This window comes from Neisseria sicca, assembly GCF_017753665.1.
GTDB classification, from domain to species: Bacteria; Pseudomonadota; Gammaproteobacteria; order Burkholderiales; family Neisseriaceae; genus Neisseria; species Neisseria flava.
The window spans coordinates 968247-984126 of the sequence record NZ_CP072524.1; the positions used below are offsets into that span (position 1 = coordinate 968247).

The 15880-nt window shown below is 49.8% G+C and carries 13 protein-coding genes; 1 reads left to right on the forward strand and 12 read right to left on the reverse strand.

What is annotated here, in order from left to right:
* Positions 1–44: 44 nt before the first annotated feature.
* Positions 45–728, reverse strand: a complete 684-nt coding sequence (rpe, locus tag J7445_RS04530; protein ID WP_019271339.1) for a ribulose-phosphate 3-epimerase — start codon at positions 726–728, stop codon at positions 45–47.
* 255 nt (positions 729–983) lie between these two features.
* Here rpe and J7445_RS04535 point away from each other — a divergent pair, with 255 nt between their 5' ends.
* Positions 984–1412, forward strand: coding sequence for a Spy/CpxP family protein refolding chaperone (locus J7445_RS04535; protein WP_003767916.1), 429 nt, complete (start codon positions 984–986; stop codon positions 1410–1412).
* Positions 1413–1589: 177 nt separating this feature from the next.
* Here J7445_RS04535 and J7445_RS04540 read toward each other — a convergent pair whose 3' ends face one another.
* The 11 genes from J7445_RS04540 to trpE form a co-directional block, all read right to left on the reverse strand.
* On the reverse strand, positions 1590–2456 hold the full coding sequence (locus J7445_RS04540) for an ATP-binding protein (protein ID WP_070654542.1): 867 nt from the start codon (positions 2454–2456) through the stop codon (positions 1590–1592).
* Positions 2457–2464: 8 nt separating this feature from the next.
* Positions 2465–3094 carry a riboflavin synthase gene (locus J7445_RS04545; protein ID WP_070654544.1) on the reverse strand — a complete coding sequence of 210 codons (630 nt, stop codon included), beginning with the start codon at positions 3092–3094 and terminating at the stop codon, positions 2465–2467.
* Between the two features lie 19 nt (positions 3095–3113).
* Positions 3114–3821: a tRNA (guanosine(46)-N7)-methyltransferase TrmB gene (trmB, locus tag J7445_RS04550; RefSeq protein WP_070654546.1), complete on the reverse strand. Its 708-nt coding sequence runs from the start codon at positions 3819–3821 to the stop codon at positions 3114–3116.
* Positions 3822–4162: 341 nt separating this feature from the next.
* On the reverse strand, positions 4163–5950 hold the full coding sequence (lpdA, locus tag J7445_RS04555) for a dihydrolipoyl dehydrogenase (protein ID WP_019271335.1): 1788 nt from the start codon (positions 5948–5950) through the stop codon (positions 4163–4165).
* 87 nt (positions 5951–6037) lie between these two features.
* Positions 6038–7657: a dihydrolipoyllysine-residue acetyltransferase gene (gene aceF / locus J7445_RS04560; protein ID WP_070654548.1), complete on the reverse strand. Its 1620-nt coding sequence runs from the start codon at positions 7655–7657 to the stop codon at positions 6038–6040.
* 240 nt (positions 7658–7897) lie between these two features.
* Positions 7898–10561 carry a pyruvate dehydrogenase (acetyl-transferring), homodimeric type gene (aceE, locus tag J7445_RS04565; RefSeq protein WP_070654550.1) on the reverse strand — a complete coding sequence of 888 codons (2664 nt, stop codon included), beginning with the start codon at positions 10559–10561 and terminating at the stop codon, positions 7898–7900.
* A gap of 382 nt (positions 10562–10943) precedes the next feature.
* Complete coding sequence (locus tag J7445_RS04570; protein WP_019271331.1) at positions 10944–11561, reverse strand: Smr/MutS family protein; 618 nt, start codon at positions 11559–11561, stop codon at positions 10944–10946.
* 94 nt (positions 11562–11655) lie between these two features.
* On the reverse strand, positions 11656–12138 hold the full coding sequence (locus J7445_RS04575; RefSeq protein ID WP_016687430.1) for a GNAT family N-acetyltransferase: 483 nt from the start codon (positions 12136–12138) through the stop codon (positions 11656–11658).
* Between the two features lie 78 nt (positions 12139–12216).
* Positions 12217–13353, reverse strand: a complete 1137-nt coding sequence (locus J7445_RS04580) for a 5-(carboxyamino)imidazole ribonucleotide synthase (protein WP_209283206.1) — start codon at positions 13351–13353, stop codon at positions 12217–12219.
* Positions 13354–13357: 4 nt separating this feature from the next.
* Positions 13358–14266 carry a hypothetical protein gene (locus tag J7445_RS04585; RefSeq protein ID WP_070654554.1) on the reverse strand — a complete coding sequence of 303 codons (909 nt, stop codon included), beginning with the start codon at positions 14264–14266 and terminating at the stop codon, positions 13358–13360.
* 66 nt (positions 14267–14332) lie between these two features.
* On the reverse strand, positions 14333–15808 hold the full coding sequence (gene trpE / locus J7445_RS04590) for an anthranilate synthase component I (RefSeq protein ID WP_070654556.1): 1476 nt from the start codon (positions 15806–15808) through the stop codon (positions 14333–14335).
* Between the last annotated feature and the right edge of the window lie 72 nt (positions 15809–15880).

Genomic DNA, 15880 nt, shown 5'->3' on the forward strand with positions numbered 1-15880 from the left:
CGCAAAATCCGCTACATTTGTTTTCAGACGAACTCAAAGCTAACTCAACCAAGTTGCGCCAGTTGTCCGCGCATTTCGGTAATCACCGTTTTATAGTTCGGCTTGCCAAAAATGGCCGAACCTGCCACAAAAGTATCGGCACCCGCCGCCGCAACGGCAGCGATATTGTCGGTTTTGATGCCGCCGTCCACTTCGATGGCGATGTGCCGCCCGCTTTGCGCTTCGTACCGATCTAACATCGCCCGCACCTGACGGATTTTTTCAAGGGTGTGCGGGATGAAGCTTTGTCCGCCGAAACCGGGATTGACCGACATCAACAATACCATGTCCAGCCTGTCCAATACGTTTTCCAAAACGTAGGCGGGAGTTGCCGGATTCAATACCAATCCTGCCTGACAGCCCGCATCTTTAATCAGGCTGAGGCTGCGGTCGACATGGCGGCTGGCTTCGGGATGAAACGTGATAATCGACGCCCCTGCTTTGGCAAATGCCTGAATCAGATCGTCAACGGGTTCGACCATCAGATGCACATCAATCGGCACGGTGGCATAAGGCTTCAACGCCGCGCAGACCATAGGGCCGAAAGTCAGGTTCGGCACATAATGATTGTCCATCACGTCGAAATGGATCAAATCGGCTCCCGCTTCGATAACTTTCGTTACTTCCTCGCCCAAACGGGCAAAATCGGCGGATAAGATACTGGGCGCAATACGGAATTTTTGTTTCATAGAAATCCAGTCGGATGGTGTGGTTTGATAAACGGATAATTTTTCGTATTCTACCACCAACGCCTCACGTAACACTAACTATGCATTGTTAATATTTAACAAAAGTAAGCATATGCATAAATAATTATAGGTTAAGGATATGTTTTGTCAGAAATAAAATAAAGATATGAAGTTAACAAAAGTTAACTGGAGGGATACTGCCTTTCACACGCTAATCGGGTATATTTGCGCGGTTACGGAAACTAGGAAAACGCTGTGTCTGTCGGATTCAAATCTTATTTACCCCTCTGTGCATTATCGGTTGCGCTGCTGACGGCTGTCGGTCAAGCGCACGCCGGCCCCCAATATATCAAGCTGGACGATTTTCAAGCAAATTGCGACATCCGCTCCCTTAATCTGACGCAAGACCAACACAATGCTTTGCGCCGTATCCGTAATGATTACAAACAGGCATCGGACAAGGCATATCGCAAACTCGTCCGCACAGACCGTAACCGCCGCCAAGTCATTATGAAAATCCTTGCGGCAGATAATTTCGATCAAAACAATGCCCGCGATTATGTCGAAACCCGCTACTTGTCGAGCATGGATTTCGCCGTGGAAGAATTGGAAATCCAACACCGCTTCTACCACCTGCTCAATCCTCGCCAACGCCAGATTTGGCTTTCTTCCTGCCTTCGCTGACATATCGCTTTCCTGATTGGTCCGTACAAAAAGGTCGTCTGAAATCCTGTTTCAGACGACCTTTTAAACGATATGGCGATTCAAAGCGATGCGGCCGGAAGCAATTGAACCGGAAAAGGCTTTCCCTACCCTTATCCTCCCGCAGATTTCAGTACGGCAGACCTATTTCCCAAAAACTCAATCCAAAACCCGTTGTTCCGGCAAACGCCCTGCCCAATCGCACGCAAACTGCCAAGCCGAACGTCCCGAGCGGTTACCGCGCATTTGCGCCCATTGCAATGCCGCCTTGTGTGCCGTTTCATCAAAATCCACGCCGAAATCATCCAACCAATTTTCAACCGCTTGGAGGTAGTCGTTTTGATCAAACGGATAAAAACTCAACCACAAACCGAAACGGTCGGACAGGGAAATTTTTTCTTCGACAGCCTCTTTTTGATGGATTTCGCCGCGTATACCCGTTGTCCCGATATTTTCATCCATATATTCAGGCATCAGGTGGCGCCGGTTGGACGTCGCGTACACCAACACGTTGCTGCATCTTTGCGACAAACCGCCGTCCAATGCGGTTTTTAGGGCTTTGTAGGTTTCATCACCGGTTTCAAACGATAGGTCATCGCAGAATACGATGAATTTTTCGGGACGGTCTTTCAACAAGGAAAGCAGCGCGGGCAGACTGACCAAATCGCTCTTATCAACTTCAATCAAGCGCAGCCCTTGGTCGGCATATTCGTGCAACAGGGCTTTGACCAGTGAGGATTTGCCCGTTCCACGCGAGCCGCTCATCAAAACATTATTCGCAGAACGGCCTGCCAAAAACTGCTCGGTATTGCGTTTGAGCTTTTCGGTTTGCGTCCCGACGGCAGCCAGACGGTCAAGCGGGAATGTATGCGGGTTTGGCAGGCTCTCCAAAATCCCTTTTTTACCAACGCTGTGCCAACGGTATGCCAAAGCGTTCCAATCGGTTTTACCAGGTTCTTCGGGCAACACCAAATCAAGACGGTTCAAAACGGAATAGGCTTTTTGCAAAAAGGCGGCGAGTTTCATATATATCCCTATTGTCCTGTTGTGGCAGGATTTTGCTGCGCCATCACGCGCATCACGGTATCGACAACGGCTTGGGTTTGCGGATCGATTTCGATATTGATGATGTCGCCCTCTTTCCGGCTGCCAAACAAAGTGCGCGTTAGAGTTTCCGGAATCAGGTGGACATTGAATTCTGTTTCGGTAACGTCGCCTATGGTCAGGCTGCAACCGTCCAAGCCGACAAAGCCTTTGCTCAAAATATAGGGTTTGAGTTCAGTCGGCAGTGCAAACCATACTGTGCGGTTAAACTCGCTGCGTTCTATCCGCGTAATCTGCGTAGTCGTCATGATATGCCCACTCATGACGTGTCCGCCGATTTCATCGCCGAAACGGGCGGCACGTTCGAGATTAACCGTATCGCCTGTTTTCAGACGACCTAAATTGGTCTTTTCCAAGGTTTCTTTCATCAAATCAAAGCTGACCGTATCGCCGTCGATTTGGGTGATGGTCAGGCAGCAGCCGTTGTTGGCGACGGATGCGCCGATTTGCAGATGCTCGGTCATCCCATCGGGCAGCTTGACGACATGGGTACGGAAATCGGCGGACGGTTCGCGGATGGCGATGATTTCGCCGATACCTTGGACGATACCTGTAAACATGGAAAATTCTCCAATCGGTTTATTTGATGCGTTTGAAAACCAAATCCCAAACGCCGTGCCCCAAACGTTTGCCGCGGGCTTCAAATTTCGTTTCGGGACGGTAGTCGGGCGTGGGCGCGTAATCGGCGGCGGTATTTTGCAAATTGTCAAAACCGCTCAACACTTCCAGCATCTGCTGCGCGTATTCTTCCCAGTCGGTCGCCAGATGGATATAGCCGCCGACTTTCAACTTGGGCAGCAGTTTCTGCACAAACGGCGTTTGCACCAAGCGGCGTTTGTTATGGCGTTTTTTGTGCCAAGGGTCGGGAAAGAAAATGTGGATGCCGTCGAGCACGTCGTCTGAAAGCATATTTTCCACCACTTCGACCGCATCGTGCCGCATCACGCGGATATTGCCGATGTGTTCTTCTTCAATCAATTTCAGAATGTTGCCGACGCCGGGACCGTGCACATCAATCGCCAAAAAGTCGGTATCAGGCAGGCGCTTGGCAATTTCAACAGTCGCCACGCCCATGCCGAAACCGATTTCCAACACCTTGGGACGGTCGCTGCCGAAACGCTGATTCAAGTCCAACACGGAATCTTGGTAATCGATGCCGAATTGCGGCCACATCGTATCAATGGCACGCTGCTGCGCCGCAGTCATATGCCCTTGACGCAACACAAAGCTGCGGATGGAGCGTTTGTGCGCTTCAGGAACGGTGGAATCCAGAGTTATTTCGTTCATAAATTATTTCTTGTATCTGATAAAACTGGGGAAAGGTCGTCTGAAAATTCTTCAATATGGTTTCAGACGACCTCTGAATGTATGGGGTCAACCGTTAAACGGTTCGGTTTATCGTTGATAAACAAGCATAAGCCAAGCTGCTGACAGTATCAATCCTGCCGAACTCGTTTGTTTGCTGTTTTAAAGCATGACTAAATGGCTCACTTGGAGCTTAGGCACGCATTCTTGTTCATCCACTATAATCCACTATTCTGTTTGACGAAAAGGTCGTCTGAAAGATTCAGACGACCTTTGACTGATAAATGTAATATCAGCAGTTTAATTCAACTGACTGAATACACTTATTTTTTCTTTTGAGCCGGCAGGTCGGTACAAGTACCCAGCGCCACTTCGGCAGCCATACCGATGGATTCGCCCAAAGTCGGGTGCGGGTGGATGGTTTTACCGATGTCTGCCGCGTCACAGCCCATTTCGATTGCCAAGCAAATTTCGCCGATCATATCGCCGCCGTTCGGGCCGACGATACCGCCGCCGATAATACGGCCGGTTTCAGCATCAAAAATCAGCTTGGTAAAGCCTGAATCGCAACCGTTGGCAATCGCACGGCCAGAAGCGGCCCACGGGAAGTTGGCTTTGGTGATTTTGCGGCCGGATGCTTTGGCAGACAATTCGGTTTCGCCAACCCATGCCACTTCGGGAGCGGTGTAAGCCACGCCCGGAATCACGCGTGCGTCGAAGTAAGCTTTGTGTCCGGCGCAGTTTTCAGCAGCAACGTGGCCTTCATGAACAGCTTTGTGTGCCAGCATAGGCTGACCGACGATGTCGCCGATGGCGTAGATGTGCGGCACATTGGTACGCATTTGTTTGTCGACTTCGATGAATCCGCGGTCGGTTACGGCAACTCCTGCTTTTTCAGCGCTGATGAGTTTGCCGTTAGGCGCACGACCGGCAGCAACCAATACGGCATCGTAGCGTTGCGGCTCTTTCGGCGCGTTCGCTCCTTCGAAGGTAACGTAAACGCCGTCTTCTTTCGGTTCGACTGCAACGGTTTTGGTGTTGATCATGATATTGTCAAAACGGTATTCGTTTTGTTTTTGCCATACTTTCACCAAATCGCGGTCGGCACCTTGCATCAAACCGTCCATCATTTCAACGACGTCAAGGCGTGAACCTAAAGTGCTGTAAACCGTACCCATTTCGAGGCCGATGATACCGCCACCGATAATCAGCAGCTTGCCCGGTACTTCTTTCAGAGCCAAAGCACCGCTGGAATCGATGATGCGCGGATCTTCAGGGATAAACGGCAGCTTGGTTACGCGGCTGCCCGCTGCAATGATACAGTTTTTGAACGCAACGATTTTTTTCTCGCCAGTAGGCGTAGCTTGCTCGTACACGTCGCCGGTAGTCAGCGACACTTCCAAGTGATGCGGATCCAAGAATTGACCGTCGCCTTGGATAACGTCCACTTTACGGCCTTTTGCCATACCTGCCAAACCGGTAGTCAGGCGGGAAACCACGCCGTCTTTATAGCCGCGCAGCATTTCGATGTCGAGTTCAGGCTCGGGGTATTTGATGCCGTTGGCAGCCAAGTGGCGCACTTCGTCGATAACGGCAGCGTTGTGCAACAAGGCTTTAGAAGGGATACAGCCGACGTTCAAGCAAACGCCACCCAAGGTTTTGTAACGCTCGACGATGGCAACTTTCAGACCTTCGTCAGCAGCTGCAAATGCAGCGGAGTAACCGCCAGGACCGCCACCCAATACGACCACGTCGTACTCTGCATCGGCAGAACCGCCAAATTGCGCGGCTTGCGGAGCAGGAGCGGCAGCTTTAGGGGCTTCTTGCGCAGGGGCGGCAGCAGGTGCTTCAGCTTTAGGAGCGGCAGCCGCGCCTTCGGCTTCAACGACTACAATCAAGCCGCCTTCGGAGATTTTGTCGCCGACTTTGACTTTGACTTCTTTGACGACGCCCGCAACTTCGGCAGGCACGTCCATCGTCGCTTTGTCGGTTTCCAAGGTAATCAGGGTATCGTCAACGGCGATGGTGTCGCCTACGTTCACTTCAACCGCGATAATATCTACATTTTCGTGTCCGCCAATGTCGGGCACTTTCAATTCAACTAAGCTCATGTCTAATCTTTCTGAATGATATTCGGACTTCTGTTTTCAGACGACCTGTCGGATTATTTACCGAAGGTCGTCTGAAATACGCTCGGATTACAGGGTAATGCGGCGGAAGTCTTTCAACAGGTTCGCCAGGAATACGGTGAAGCGCATACCGGCGGCGCCGTCGATGACGCGGTGGTCGAAGGACAGGCTCAACGGACACATCAGGCGTGGAGCGAACTCTTTGCCGTTCCAAACCGGTTTGATTTGGGATTTGCACACGCCCAAAATAGCGACTTCAGGTGCATTCACAATCGGAGTGAAGCCTGTACCACCGATGCCGCCCAAGCTGGAAATGGTAAAGCATGCGCCTTGCATTTCTTGCGGTTTGAGCTTGCCTTCGCGGGCTTTTTTAGACAATTCGGTCAGCTCTTGGCTGATTTCTTTCAGACCTTTTTGATCTACATCTTTGATGACGGGAACAACCAAGCCGTTCGGCGTATCGGCTGCGAAACCGATGTTGAAGTAGTTTTTCAGAACCAGATTGTCGCCGTCCAAAGAAGCGTTGAATTCAGGGAAGGCTTTCAGCGCGGAAACGGAGGCTTTGATGATGAATGCCAACGGAGACAGTTTCACGCCTTCGCGTTCCCATTCTTTGTTCAACTGTTTGCGGAATTCTTCCAATTCGGTCATGTCCGCTTCTTCGTGAACGGTAACGTGCGGGATGACTACCCAGTTGCGGGAAAGGTTTTGACCGGAAATTTTCTTAATGCGGGACAATTCTTTAACTTCGACATTGCCGAATTTAGAGAAGTCCACTTTAGGCCACGGCAGCAAGTCTAGACCGCCACCCAAAGATGCGCCGGCAGCAGCAGGTTTCGCCGCACCGCCTTGCATTACAGATTTTACAAAGGCTTTAATGTCGTCGCCCATGATACGGCCTTTCAAGCCGGTACCTTTGACTTGACCCAGATCTACACCCAATTCGCGCGCCAGTTTGCGTGCGGAAGGACCCGCGTGTGCTTTGGCGAAAGCGGCTTCGTCGATTTTGGCAGCGGCAGGTGCAGGTGCGGCAACAGGAGCCGGAGCGGCGGCAGGCGCAGCAGCCGGAGCAGGTGCAGCTGCCGGTGCTGCGGCTTGAGCAGGCGCGGGAGCGGGAGCGGCGGCAGAACCGGCGGTTTCCACTTCGATAATGGCAGTACCTTCGGATACTTTGTCGCCGACTTTCAGGAATACGGCTTTAACGACACCGGCGGCAGTACAAGGTACGTCCATAGTCGCTTTGTCGGTTTCCAAAGTAATCAGCGTGTCGTCTTCGGCAACGGTGTCGCCAACTTTGACTTCAACGGCGATTACATCTACACCAGTATGACCGCCAATGTCGGGAACGGCTACTTTAACGGTTGCACCGCCTGCGGGAGCGGCAGCGGGTACAGCGGCAGGCGCAGGTTGTGCTTCAGCCGCAGGAGCCGGAGCGGCTTCAGCAGCGGCAGCACCGGTTTCAACGGTCAGAATCACACCGCCTTCGGAGATTTTGTCGCCAACTTTGACTTTCACTTCTTTCACAACGCCTGCTGCATCGGCAGGTACGTCCATAGTGGCTTTGTCGGTTTCCAGAGTAATCAGGGTGTCGTCAACGGCGATGGTGTCGCCCGCTTTGACTTCTACTGCGATGATATCGACGTTTTCATGACCGCCGATATCGGGTACTTTGATTTCTACGATACTCATTTGAGTTCCTTTGATGATTTCGGTTTGAGGTCGTCTGAAAAACAGTTTCAGACGACATCACTTATGTTTTCCGGCACGGATAACCATTTCCAAGACAGCTTTTCTGCGCTTCGAACCTTTTGCACGACTTACGCCCGCAGCCCGGTAATTCAAGGTTTATCCGTTATACAAACCGTCAACGTATTCTTGATTCAGACAACCCCGCAAGCAAATTGACTTTGAGGTCGTCTGAAAACAGGATTAGCGTTTCCAGCTTGGCGCCACGTCGGCATTGATGCCGTATTTTTCGATGGCTTGTTGAACGGTTTCTTTGCTGACTTTGCCTTGTTCTGCCAATGCGCTCAATGCTGCCACGGCAACGTTGTAGCGGTCCACTTCGAAGAAGCGGCGCAGGTTGGCACGGCTGTCGGAACGGCCGAAACCATCGGTACCCAAGACATGGTAGTCGTTCGGGATGTAAGCGCGGATACGGTCGGCATAGCTGCGGATATAGTCGGTAGCGGCGATAACCGGACCGTCATGACCTTGCAGTTGTGAGGTAACGAAAGGTACTTTTTCAGCTTCCAACGGATGCAGGCGGTTGAAACGTTCTACTTCGATGGCATCGCGGTGCAGCAAGTTGAAGGACGGGCAAGACCAAATGTCTGCTTCTACGCCGAAGTCGGCTTTCAGCAATTCGGCACCGGCAATCACTTCTTGCAGGATGGTACCGGAACCCATCAATTGAACTTTCTTGTCGCCTTTACCGCCGGCTTTCAGCAAGTACATACCTTTCAGGATGTCTTGTTCCACGCCTTCGGGCATATCCGGGTGAGTGTAGTTCTCGTTCATCAAGGTGATGTAGTAGAACACGTCTTCATGGTTGACGTACATACGGCGCAGGCCATCATGTACGATAACGGCTACTTCGTATTGGAAGGTCGGATCGTATGTTACACAGTTCGGGATCAAATCGGCTTGAATATGGCTGTGGCCGTCTTCGTGTTGCAGGCCTTCGCCGTTCAAGGTCGTACGACCGGCAGTACCGCCCAACAGGAAGCCGCGCGCGTGCATATCGCCAGCAGCCCATGCCAAGTCGCCGACACGTTGGAAACCGAACATAGAGTAGTAAATGTAGAACGGAATCATCGCGAAGTCGCTGTTGGCATAGCTGGTCGCTGCAGCAATCCAGTCAGCCATCGCACCAGGCTCGTTAATACCTTCTTGCAGGATTTGACCGTCAACAGACTCTTTATAGAACATCAGTTGGTCTTTGTCTTGCGGGGTGTATTGTTGGCCTTTCGGGTTCCAAATACCGTATTGGCGGAACATGCCTTCCATACCGAAGGTACGGCTTTCGTCAGGAACGATAGGTACGACGCGTTTGCCGATTTTTTTGTCTTTCAGCAAAGTAGACAGAATGCGGACGAAAGCCATGGTGGTTGAGAATTCACGGTCGCCGCTGGATTTCAGTTGAGTCTCAAATACTGACAATTCAGGCACTTCCAGAACTTCTTGGGTAGGCTTGCGTTGAGGCAGGTAGCCGCCCAAAGCTTCGCGGCGTGCGTGCAGGTATTTGTACTCTTCACTGTCAGGAGCGAAAGTCAGGTAAGGCAGATCGCCACTGTCGATTTGCTCGTCGGTAACAGGAATGTCAAAGCGGTCGCGAAATTGTTTCAGAGACGCTTTGTCCATTTTTTTGGCTTGGTGGGCAACGTTTTGACCTTCACCGGATGCACCCATACCATAACCTTTAATGGTTTTCGCCAAAATTACGGTAGGTTTTCCGTCTGCATGGTTAGCTGCACGGTCATAAGCGTTGTACACTTTTTGAGGGTCGTGACCGCCGCGGTTTAATGCCCAAATTTCGTCATCGGTCATATCGGCGACCAATGCTTTCAATTCAGGGGTATTGAAGAAATGTTCGCGCACGTACGCGCCGTCTTTGGATTTGTAAGTTTGGTAGTCACCGTCCAAACATTCTTCCATGCGTTTGCGCAGGATACCGTCTTTGTCTTTTGCCAAGAGGCGGTCCCAACGGCGACCCCAAATGACTTTGACAACATTCCAGCCTGCGCCGGCAAAGTTACCTTCCAATTCTTGGATGATTTTGCCGTTACCGCGGACAGGACCGTCCAAACGTTGCAGGTTACAGTTGATGACGAAAATCAGGTTGTCCAAACCTTCACGTGCTGCCAATGCGATGGCGCCTTGTGATTCGGGTTCGTCCATTTCGCCGTCGCCGCAGAAACACCATACTTTACGGCCTTTGGTTTTTGCCAGACCGCGGGATTCCAAGTATTTCAGGAAACGGGCTTGGTAAATCGCCATAATCGGACCCAAGCCCATAGATACGGTCGGGAATTGCCAGAAATCAGGCTGCAAGTGCGGGTGCGGGTAAGAAGGCAGACCATGTCCGTCTACTTCCTGACGGAAATTGTTCAGTTGGTCTTCAGTCAGACGGCCTTCAACGAAAGCGCGGGCATAGATACCTGGAGAAACGTGGCCTTGGAAGAATACCAAATCACCTTCTTCGCCTTCGCCTTTAGCTTTCCAGAAGTGGTTGAAACCCACTTCGTACATGGTTGCGGCAGATTGGAAAGATGCGATATGACCACCCAGCTCCAAATCTTTTTTACCGGCGCGCAATACGATGGCGGCGGCGTTCCAGCGCACGAATGCACGGATGCGGTGTTCGATGTTTTGATCGCCCGGAATGCCTTTTTCGTCTTCAACCGAAACGGTATTCAAATACGGGGTGGTTGTGCCGTGAGGCATACGGACGCCTTTGTCGCGGCTGTATTTAACCAGATGTTCCAACAGGTATTGTGCGCGTTCGCTGCCTTCGTATTCTAGAACTGAGCTTAACGCGTCCAACCACTCTTGGGTTTCAATCGGGTCAACATCGTGTAATTGGGTGGACATAGTATCTATCCTTATGTTGAGTGTTATTCAATGACGGAGGGTTATACCCCTAATGTTTTCGTTTGCGAAAATTGATGTACAAAAACGAAAAATTTCTAAAATCAAATCAAATAAAATTAGATAATCTAAATTTTTTCAATCAGTTAAAAACTGGATTAAAAACAAAAGACGCACTGGTGAATTTATTTGAATCTGCTTCGCTTCGAATCGTATCAGCAAACGGTATAACTAGCAAATTTCAATTTAATATATTCAAAAACAATCAAACTTTCCCCATTTAATTTTCTTTTTTAACACAAAAACGAAAATTAAATGAACAAAACCGAAATAACCTTTTAACCGTTTTTGAAATAGCTTTGCTGCTATATTTCAGACGACCTTTTTACCGCTCCTCCGAATGCCGGCGTTTGATAAGGATGCGGACAGCGCCGTCATTACCCTCGCGAGGTTCGATATAGGCAAGAACATCCGGATGCTGCATCAGCCAACGGCGCGTCATATTTTTTAAAACAGGTTTATAACCTGCCGAACCTAAGCCGCTACCGTGGACAATTTCGGCACAAACGCCGCGCTTTTGGACAAACACGATAAATTCATTTAATACCTGTTGTGCTTCTTCTTGCGTATAGCCGTGCAAATCAACATCAGCAACGACGGGATAATGGCCGTTACGCAAGCGTTGCAGGTCGTTTTTACCTTGCCCGTTCTTACTGAACGAAGCAGGCGGCTCATCCCAACCGCCGCTGCCGATATAAAAATAATCTTCTTCATCTAATGAAGATACTTCTTTCGGACGCGGCTTTATCGGCGATTTATCGCGCGGAGCAGAATAATATTGCGAAGTTTGTTTCAACGGGGTTACCGTCCCGACCATGCTTGCAAAATCCGCATTTTCGGCTTCCTGCTTTTTAGCTGCCGCTTCTGCTGCAGCCTTTTCTTCCGCTTCTTTTTTCGCCTGTTTTCCTAAGGCCTGAAGGGTAGATTGGAAATCTGTTTTCATAAATGGATACCTGAAACGCTAAATGATTTTCAGACGACCTCTTTTACAAACAAGGTCGTCTGAAAATGGGAAAATAATTTACGGTTCTATCTAACTAAAGATATTTCCGCATTAATTCGCATTCGACTTTGACTTCCCGATTCAACTGCAATACCGCAGAACCCAAAGACTCATAACGGTTGATGCGGTAAAAAGGAACAGAATTGAGCGAAGCATAAAGTTTTAAAAAACTCAATCCGGCATGGTGCGCCAACTCTTCGGCACGCCTCAGCAAAGCCGTACCCAAACCTTGATTGTGGAAAATCGGATGCACATAAAGCGCGTCTAATTGCGCTTCCTTAAAATCGACTTGAAAAAATCCACGGATGGCCCCTTTGTATTCCACCACCCACAAAGCCTTATCCGGATCGTCGATGGTATGGCGGTAGCTTTCAGTATCCAATAGCGCCTCCCATGCCTGAAGCACGTTTTCGTCGTAGCTTCGAATGCAGGCAAATTGGGCGGCATGAAGATGGGCATTATGGATGGCTTGGCAATCTTGTACTGTGGCGGGACGGAGTATGGTCAACAGGCTCATGATTCGGTACGTTATATCTAGCTTTCAGACGACCTTGATTGATTCTGAGGTCGTCTGAACATTCTAAAAATTAGCAAATTATAAACTTTGATGCAGTTTAGCCGCCACTTCAAAAGCAGTATCGGCATCGGCAGACAAAACGGTGAAATGCCCCATTTTGCGCCCTTTCCGCGCGGCTTTTTTGCCGTATAGGTGCAGGTGTGCATTCGGATGGCTTTGCAACGGCAGCCAATTCGGTTCGCCGCCGTCTTCTTGCCAGACGTCGCCCAAAATATTCGCCATGCAGCATGAAGAAAGCAGCTTTGTATCGGCGGGCGGCAGATTGCACATGATGCGTACCTGCTGCTGGAACTGGTCTGCGGCGCAGGCATCCAGCGTATGGTGGCCGGAATTGTGCGGGCGCGGGGCGATTTCGTTGACGACCAATTCATGCGTGTCGCCGACGACGAATATTTCCACCGCCAACACGCCGACATAATCCAATTCGTCCGCCAAGCGTTGCGCCATCTGCCGCGCCTGTTGTTGCACGTCGGCACTCAGCCGCGCAGGAACGATGGAATAAGCAAGGATGCCGTTTTCGTGGATGTTTTCGGCAGGGTCGAAGGTTTGCACGTTTTCATCGTTCAGACGGCATACGATAACGGAAATTTCGCCGCGTAAATCCACCATTTTTTCCAAAACACAATCCACGCCGCCGTGTTCGGCAAACGCGGCTTTGAGTTCGTCCACCGTTTTGACGCGGATTTGACCTTTGCCATCGTAGCCCAAAGTAGCCGTTTTCAGGATGCCGGGCAGGAATTGTGCGCTTTCTTCGCTGATGTCGTCTGAACGGCAAATCGCTTGATACGGCGCGGTTTGCAGCCCCGCTTTGCGTATCCACGCTTTTTCCTGAATACGGTTTTGCGCGATGGCAACGCAGTCGCCGCTGGGGGAAACGTTGGTATGTTTTGCCAGAAAGCGCATCGCGTCGGCATTGACGTTTTCAAATTCAGTGGTCACCGCCGCGCATTTTGCCAACTCGTCCAAAGCGGCTTGATCGTCAAACGGCGCGCACAAATGGCGGTCGGCAAATTCTGCCGCCGGCGCGTTCGGATCTGGGTCGAGAACGGTTACTTTGTAGCCCATGGTTTTGGCGGCAACGGTAAACATTCTGCCTAATTGACCGCCGCCGAGAATGCCGAGCATGGCGGGCGGGAGGATGGTGGATTTGTTCATAACTCTAACCTTGCCTGCGAATTGTGAATTTAGGATTTTCCCAAGAAATGCTCATAAGATTTTCTTTGTATTTTTTAGATAGATATGCGTTTATTGGCAACCGGTTTGGCATATACTTTATTATAAAATTAAGATTTTTTTTATATTTCTCACAAAATGCTTTTTGTTCTGCACCAAATTGGTTCCAATCTTCTTTGTCAAGGCAGTATGCTTCTCCACTTTCTATTTCATCATTAGGATTCTTGATGACATAACTATCTTTTATTTTAGGTAAAAATTCATTTTTTAATAAACTTAATTTCTCTGAAAAAGGATTGATGCAAAGAGAAATATTAAAATTATCTATATTTAGTGACTCTCTTATTATCTCTTCCAAATTGAAAATATCTAAATTTTTACTTTCAGCTACTATTACACAGTCAATTGAATTCCTTCTAATAAATTCATTATAGTGGTAAAAATAGCATTTTTTTACTGTCTTTTTATCCCAATTTATAATATTAGCCAAACCATATAGAGAATTAAGAAGCTGCTCACTATAAGTATCTGAATCATAACCAGCAGCTACAAAAAGGAGAATATTAAAATCACTAGAAATATTTATATTTGATTGACGAATTTGCTCATTAGCACTTCTTATAATAGTATTAATGCTTTCGGTAGTACGAGAGGATGATGGAGTTATATGTACCTTTCCTTGTTCTAGTTTTTCTTCTCGCTCCTTATTAGCCTTAGAGTCATATTGTTTTAATTTAACTTCAACTAAAATATCTAACTTTTTATTCTCCCCTCGATAATTAACAAAAAAATCAGCAGACTTTTCAGCACTATTATCTATTTCTTTATTACCATTAGGTAACTCAAACCCTAAACATTTCAATATGTTCAATCCAATTTGAGAAGACAATTCCATTTTATTAAACCCTTTTAAAATTAGAAAGTTATCAGATAGGCAAAATACTTTTAAAGAAATCTGAATCTACCTATCCAACCCTTCCTGCACCATCTGCGCCGCCCGTACCACTGCTCGGGCTTTGTTTTGCGTTTCCTGCCATTCGGAGGTTGGATCGGAGTCGGCGACGATACCTGCGCCACTTTGGACGTAGAGCGTGTTGTTTTTCACTACGGCGGTACGGATGGCGATTGCCAAGTCCATGTCGTTGTTGAAACCCCAGACGCCGACGGCGCCGCCGTAGATGCCGCGTTTGCTGGGTTCGACTTCTTCGATGATTTCCATGGCGCGGACTTTGGGTGCGCCGGAGAGTGTGCCGGCGGGGAACGTGGCGGCAAGGATGTCCATGTTGGTAACGCCCTCTTTCAGACGACCTTCAACGTTGGAAACGATGTGCATCACATGGGAGTATTTTTCAATCACCATTTTGTCGGTTACTTTGACTTCGCCTGTTTTGCTGATGCGGCCGACGTCGTTGCGCCCTAAATCGATAAGCATGACGTGTTCGGCGATTTCTTTGGCGTCGCTTAATAAATCCTGCTCGTTGGCGAGGTCTTCGGCGGGGGTTTTGCCGCGCAGGCGCGTGCCGGCGATGGGGCGGACGATGACGTCGTCGCGTTCGCGGCGGACGAGGATTTCGGGCGAGGAACCGACAATGTGGAAATCGCCGAAATCGTAGTAAAAAAGATAAGGCGAAGGGTTGAGTGTGCGCAAAGCGCGGTAGAGGGCGAGCGGGCTGTCGGTGAATTCCATGCTCATGCGCTGGCTGGGGACGACCTGCATACAGTCGCCTGCGAAGATGTAGTCTTTGATTTTATCGACGCAGGCTTTGAACGGTTCTTCGCCGAACTCGCTGACGGCTTCGGTGTGTTTGCTGCCGAGCGAGAGCGGGATGGCGCAGCTTTGGCGCAACTGGGTGCGGATGTCTTCAAGGCGTTCGCGGGCGCGTTCGTAGCCGTCGGGCTGCGAGGGATCGGCGTAAACGATGAGGTAGATTTTACCGCTCAAATTGTCGATAACCGCCAACTCTTGCGACAGCATCAGCAAGATGTCGGGCGTGCCGAGCGGGTCGGCTTTGGCGGTGTTTTTCAGGCGGTGGGCGAAGTGTTCGAAATTGTAGATGGTTTCGTAACCGAAGTAGCCGACCAATCCGCCGGTAAAGCGCGGCAGACTTGGGATTTCGGGCGTTTTGAAGCGGTTGTGGAAGGCTTCGATAAAGGGCAGCGGATTGCCGTCGTGTTGCTCGACGATTTCGCCGTTTTGGTAAACATCGACATGTTTGCCGCTGGCTTTGAGATAGTGGCTGCAAGGTAGGCCGATAAAGGAATAGCGGCCGAAACGTTCGCCGCCGACAACGGATTCGAGCAGGTAGGTATAGGGGCGGTTGGCGAGTTTGAGATAGAGGGAAAGCGGCGTATCCAAGTCGGCAAGGAGTTCTTGCACGAGCGGGATGCGGTTGTAGCCTTGGGCGGCTTGGGCTTGGTATTCTTGTTTGCTGATCATTTCGGTTCCGTTGTGCGGGCGTTTTCAGGCGACCTTGCGAACGTGTAAAAGTCTTTGAAAAAGCTTGGAGCG

Bases quoted from the DNA above. Each gene is read 5' to 3' on its own strand.
- J7445_RS04580 (WP_209283206.1), bottom strand. From the start codon at position 13,353: ATGAACAAATCCACCATCCTCCCGCCCGCCATGCTCGGCATTCTCGGC.
- aceF (WP_070654548.1), bottom strand. From the start codon at position 7,657: ATGAGTATCGTAGAAATCAAAGTACCCGATATCGGCGGTCATGAAAAC.
- lpdA (WP_019271335.1), bottom strand. From the start codon at position 5,950: ATGAGCTTAGTTGAATTGAAAGTGCCCGACATTGGCGGACACGAAAAT.
- trpE (WP_070654556.1), bottom strand. From the start codon at position 15,808: ATGATCAGCAAACAAGAATACCAAGCCCAAGCCGCCCAAGGCTACAAC.
- J7445_RS04575 (WP_016687430.1), bottom strand. From the start codon at position 12,138: ATGAGCCTGTTGACCATACTCCGTCCCGCCACAGTACAAGATTGCCAA.
- J7445_RS04540 (WP_070654542.1), bottom strand. From the start codon at position 2,456: ATGAAACTCGCCGCCTTTTTGCAAAAAGCCTATTCCGTTTTGAACCGT.
- trmB (WP_070654546.1), bottom strand. From the start codon at position 3,821: ATGAACGAAATAACTCTGGATTCCACCGTTCCTGAAGCGCACAAACGC.
- J7445_RS04585 (WP_070654554.1), bottom strand. From the start codon at position 14,266: ATGGAATTGTCTTCTCAAATTGGATTGAACATATTGAAATGTTTAGGG.
- J7445_RS04545 (WP_070654544.1), bottom strand. From the start codon at position 3,094: ATGTTTACAGGTATCGTCCAAGGTATCGGCGAAATCATCGCCATCCGC.
- rpe (WP_019271339.1), bottom strand. From the start codon at position 728: ATGAAACAAAAATTCCGTATTGCGCCCAGTATCTTATCCGCCGATTTT.
- J7445_RS04570 (WP_019271331.1), bottom strand. From the start codon at position 11,561: ATGAAAACAGATTTCCAATCTACCCTTCAGGCCTTAGGAAAACAGGCG.
- aceE (WP_070654550.1), bottom strand. From the start codon at position 10,561: ATGTCCACCCAATTACACGATGTTGACCCGATTGAAACCCAAGAGTGG.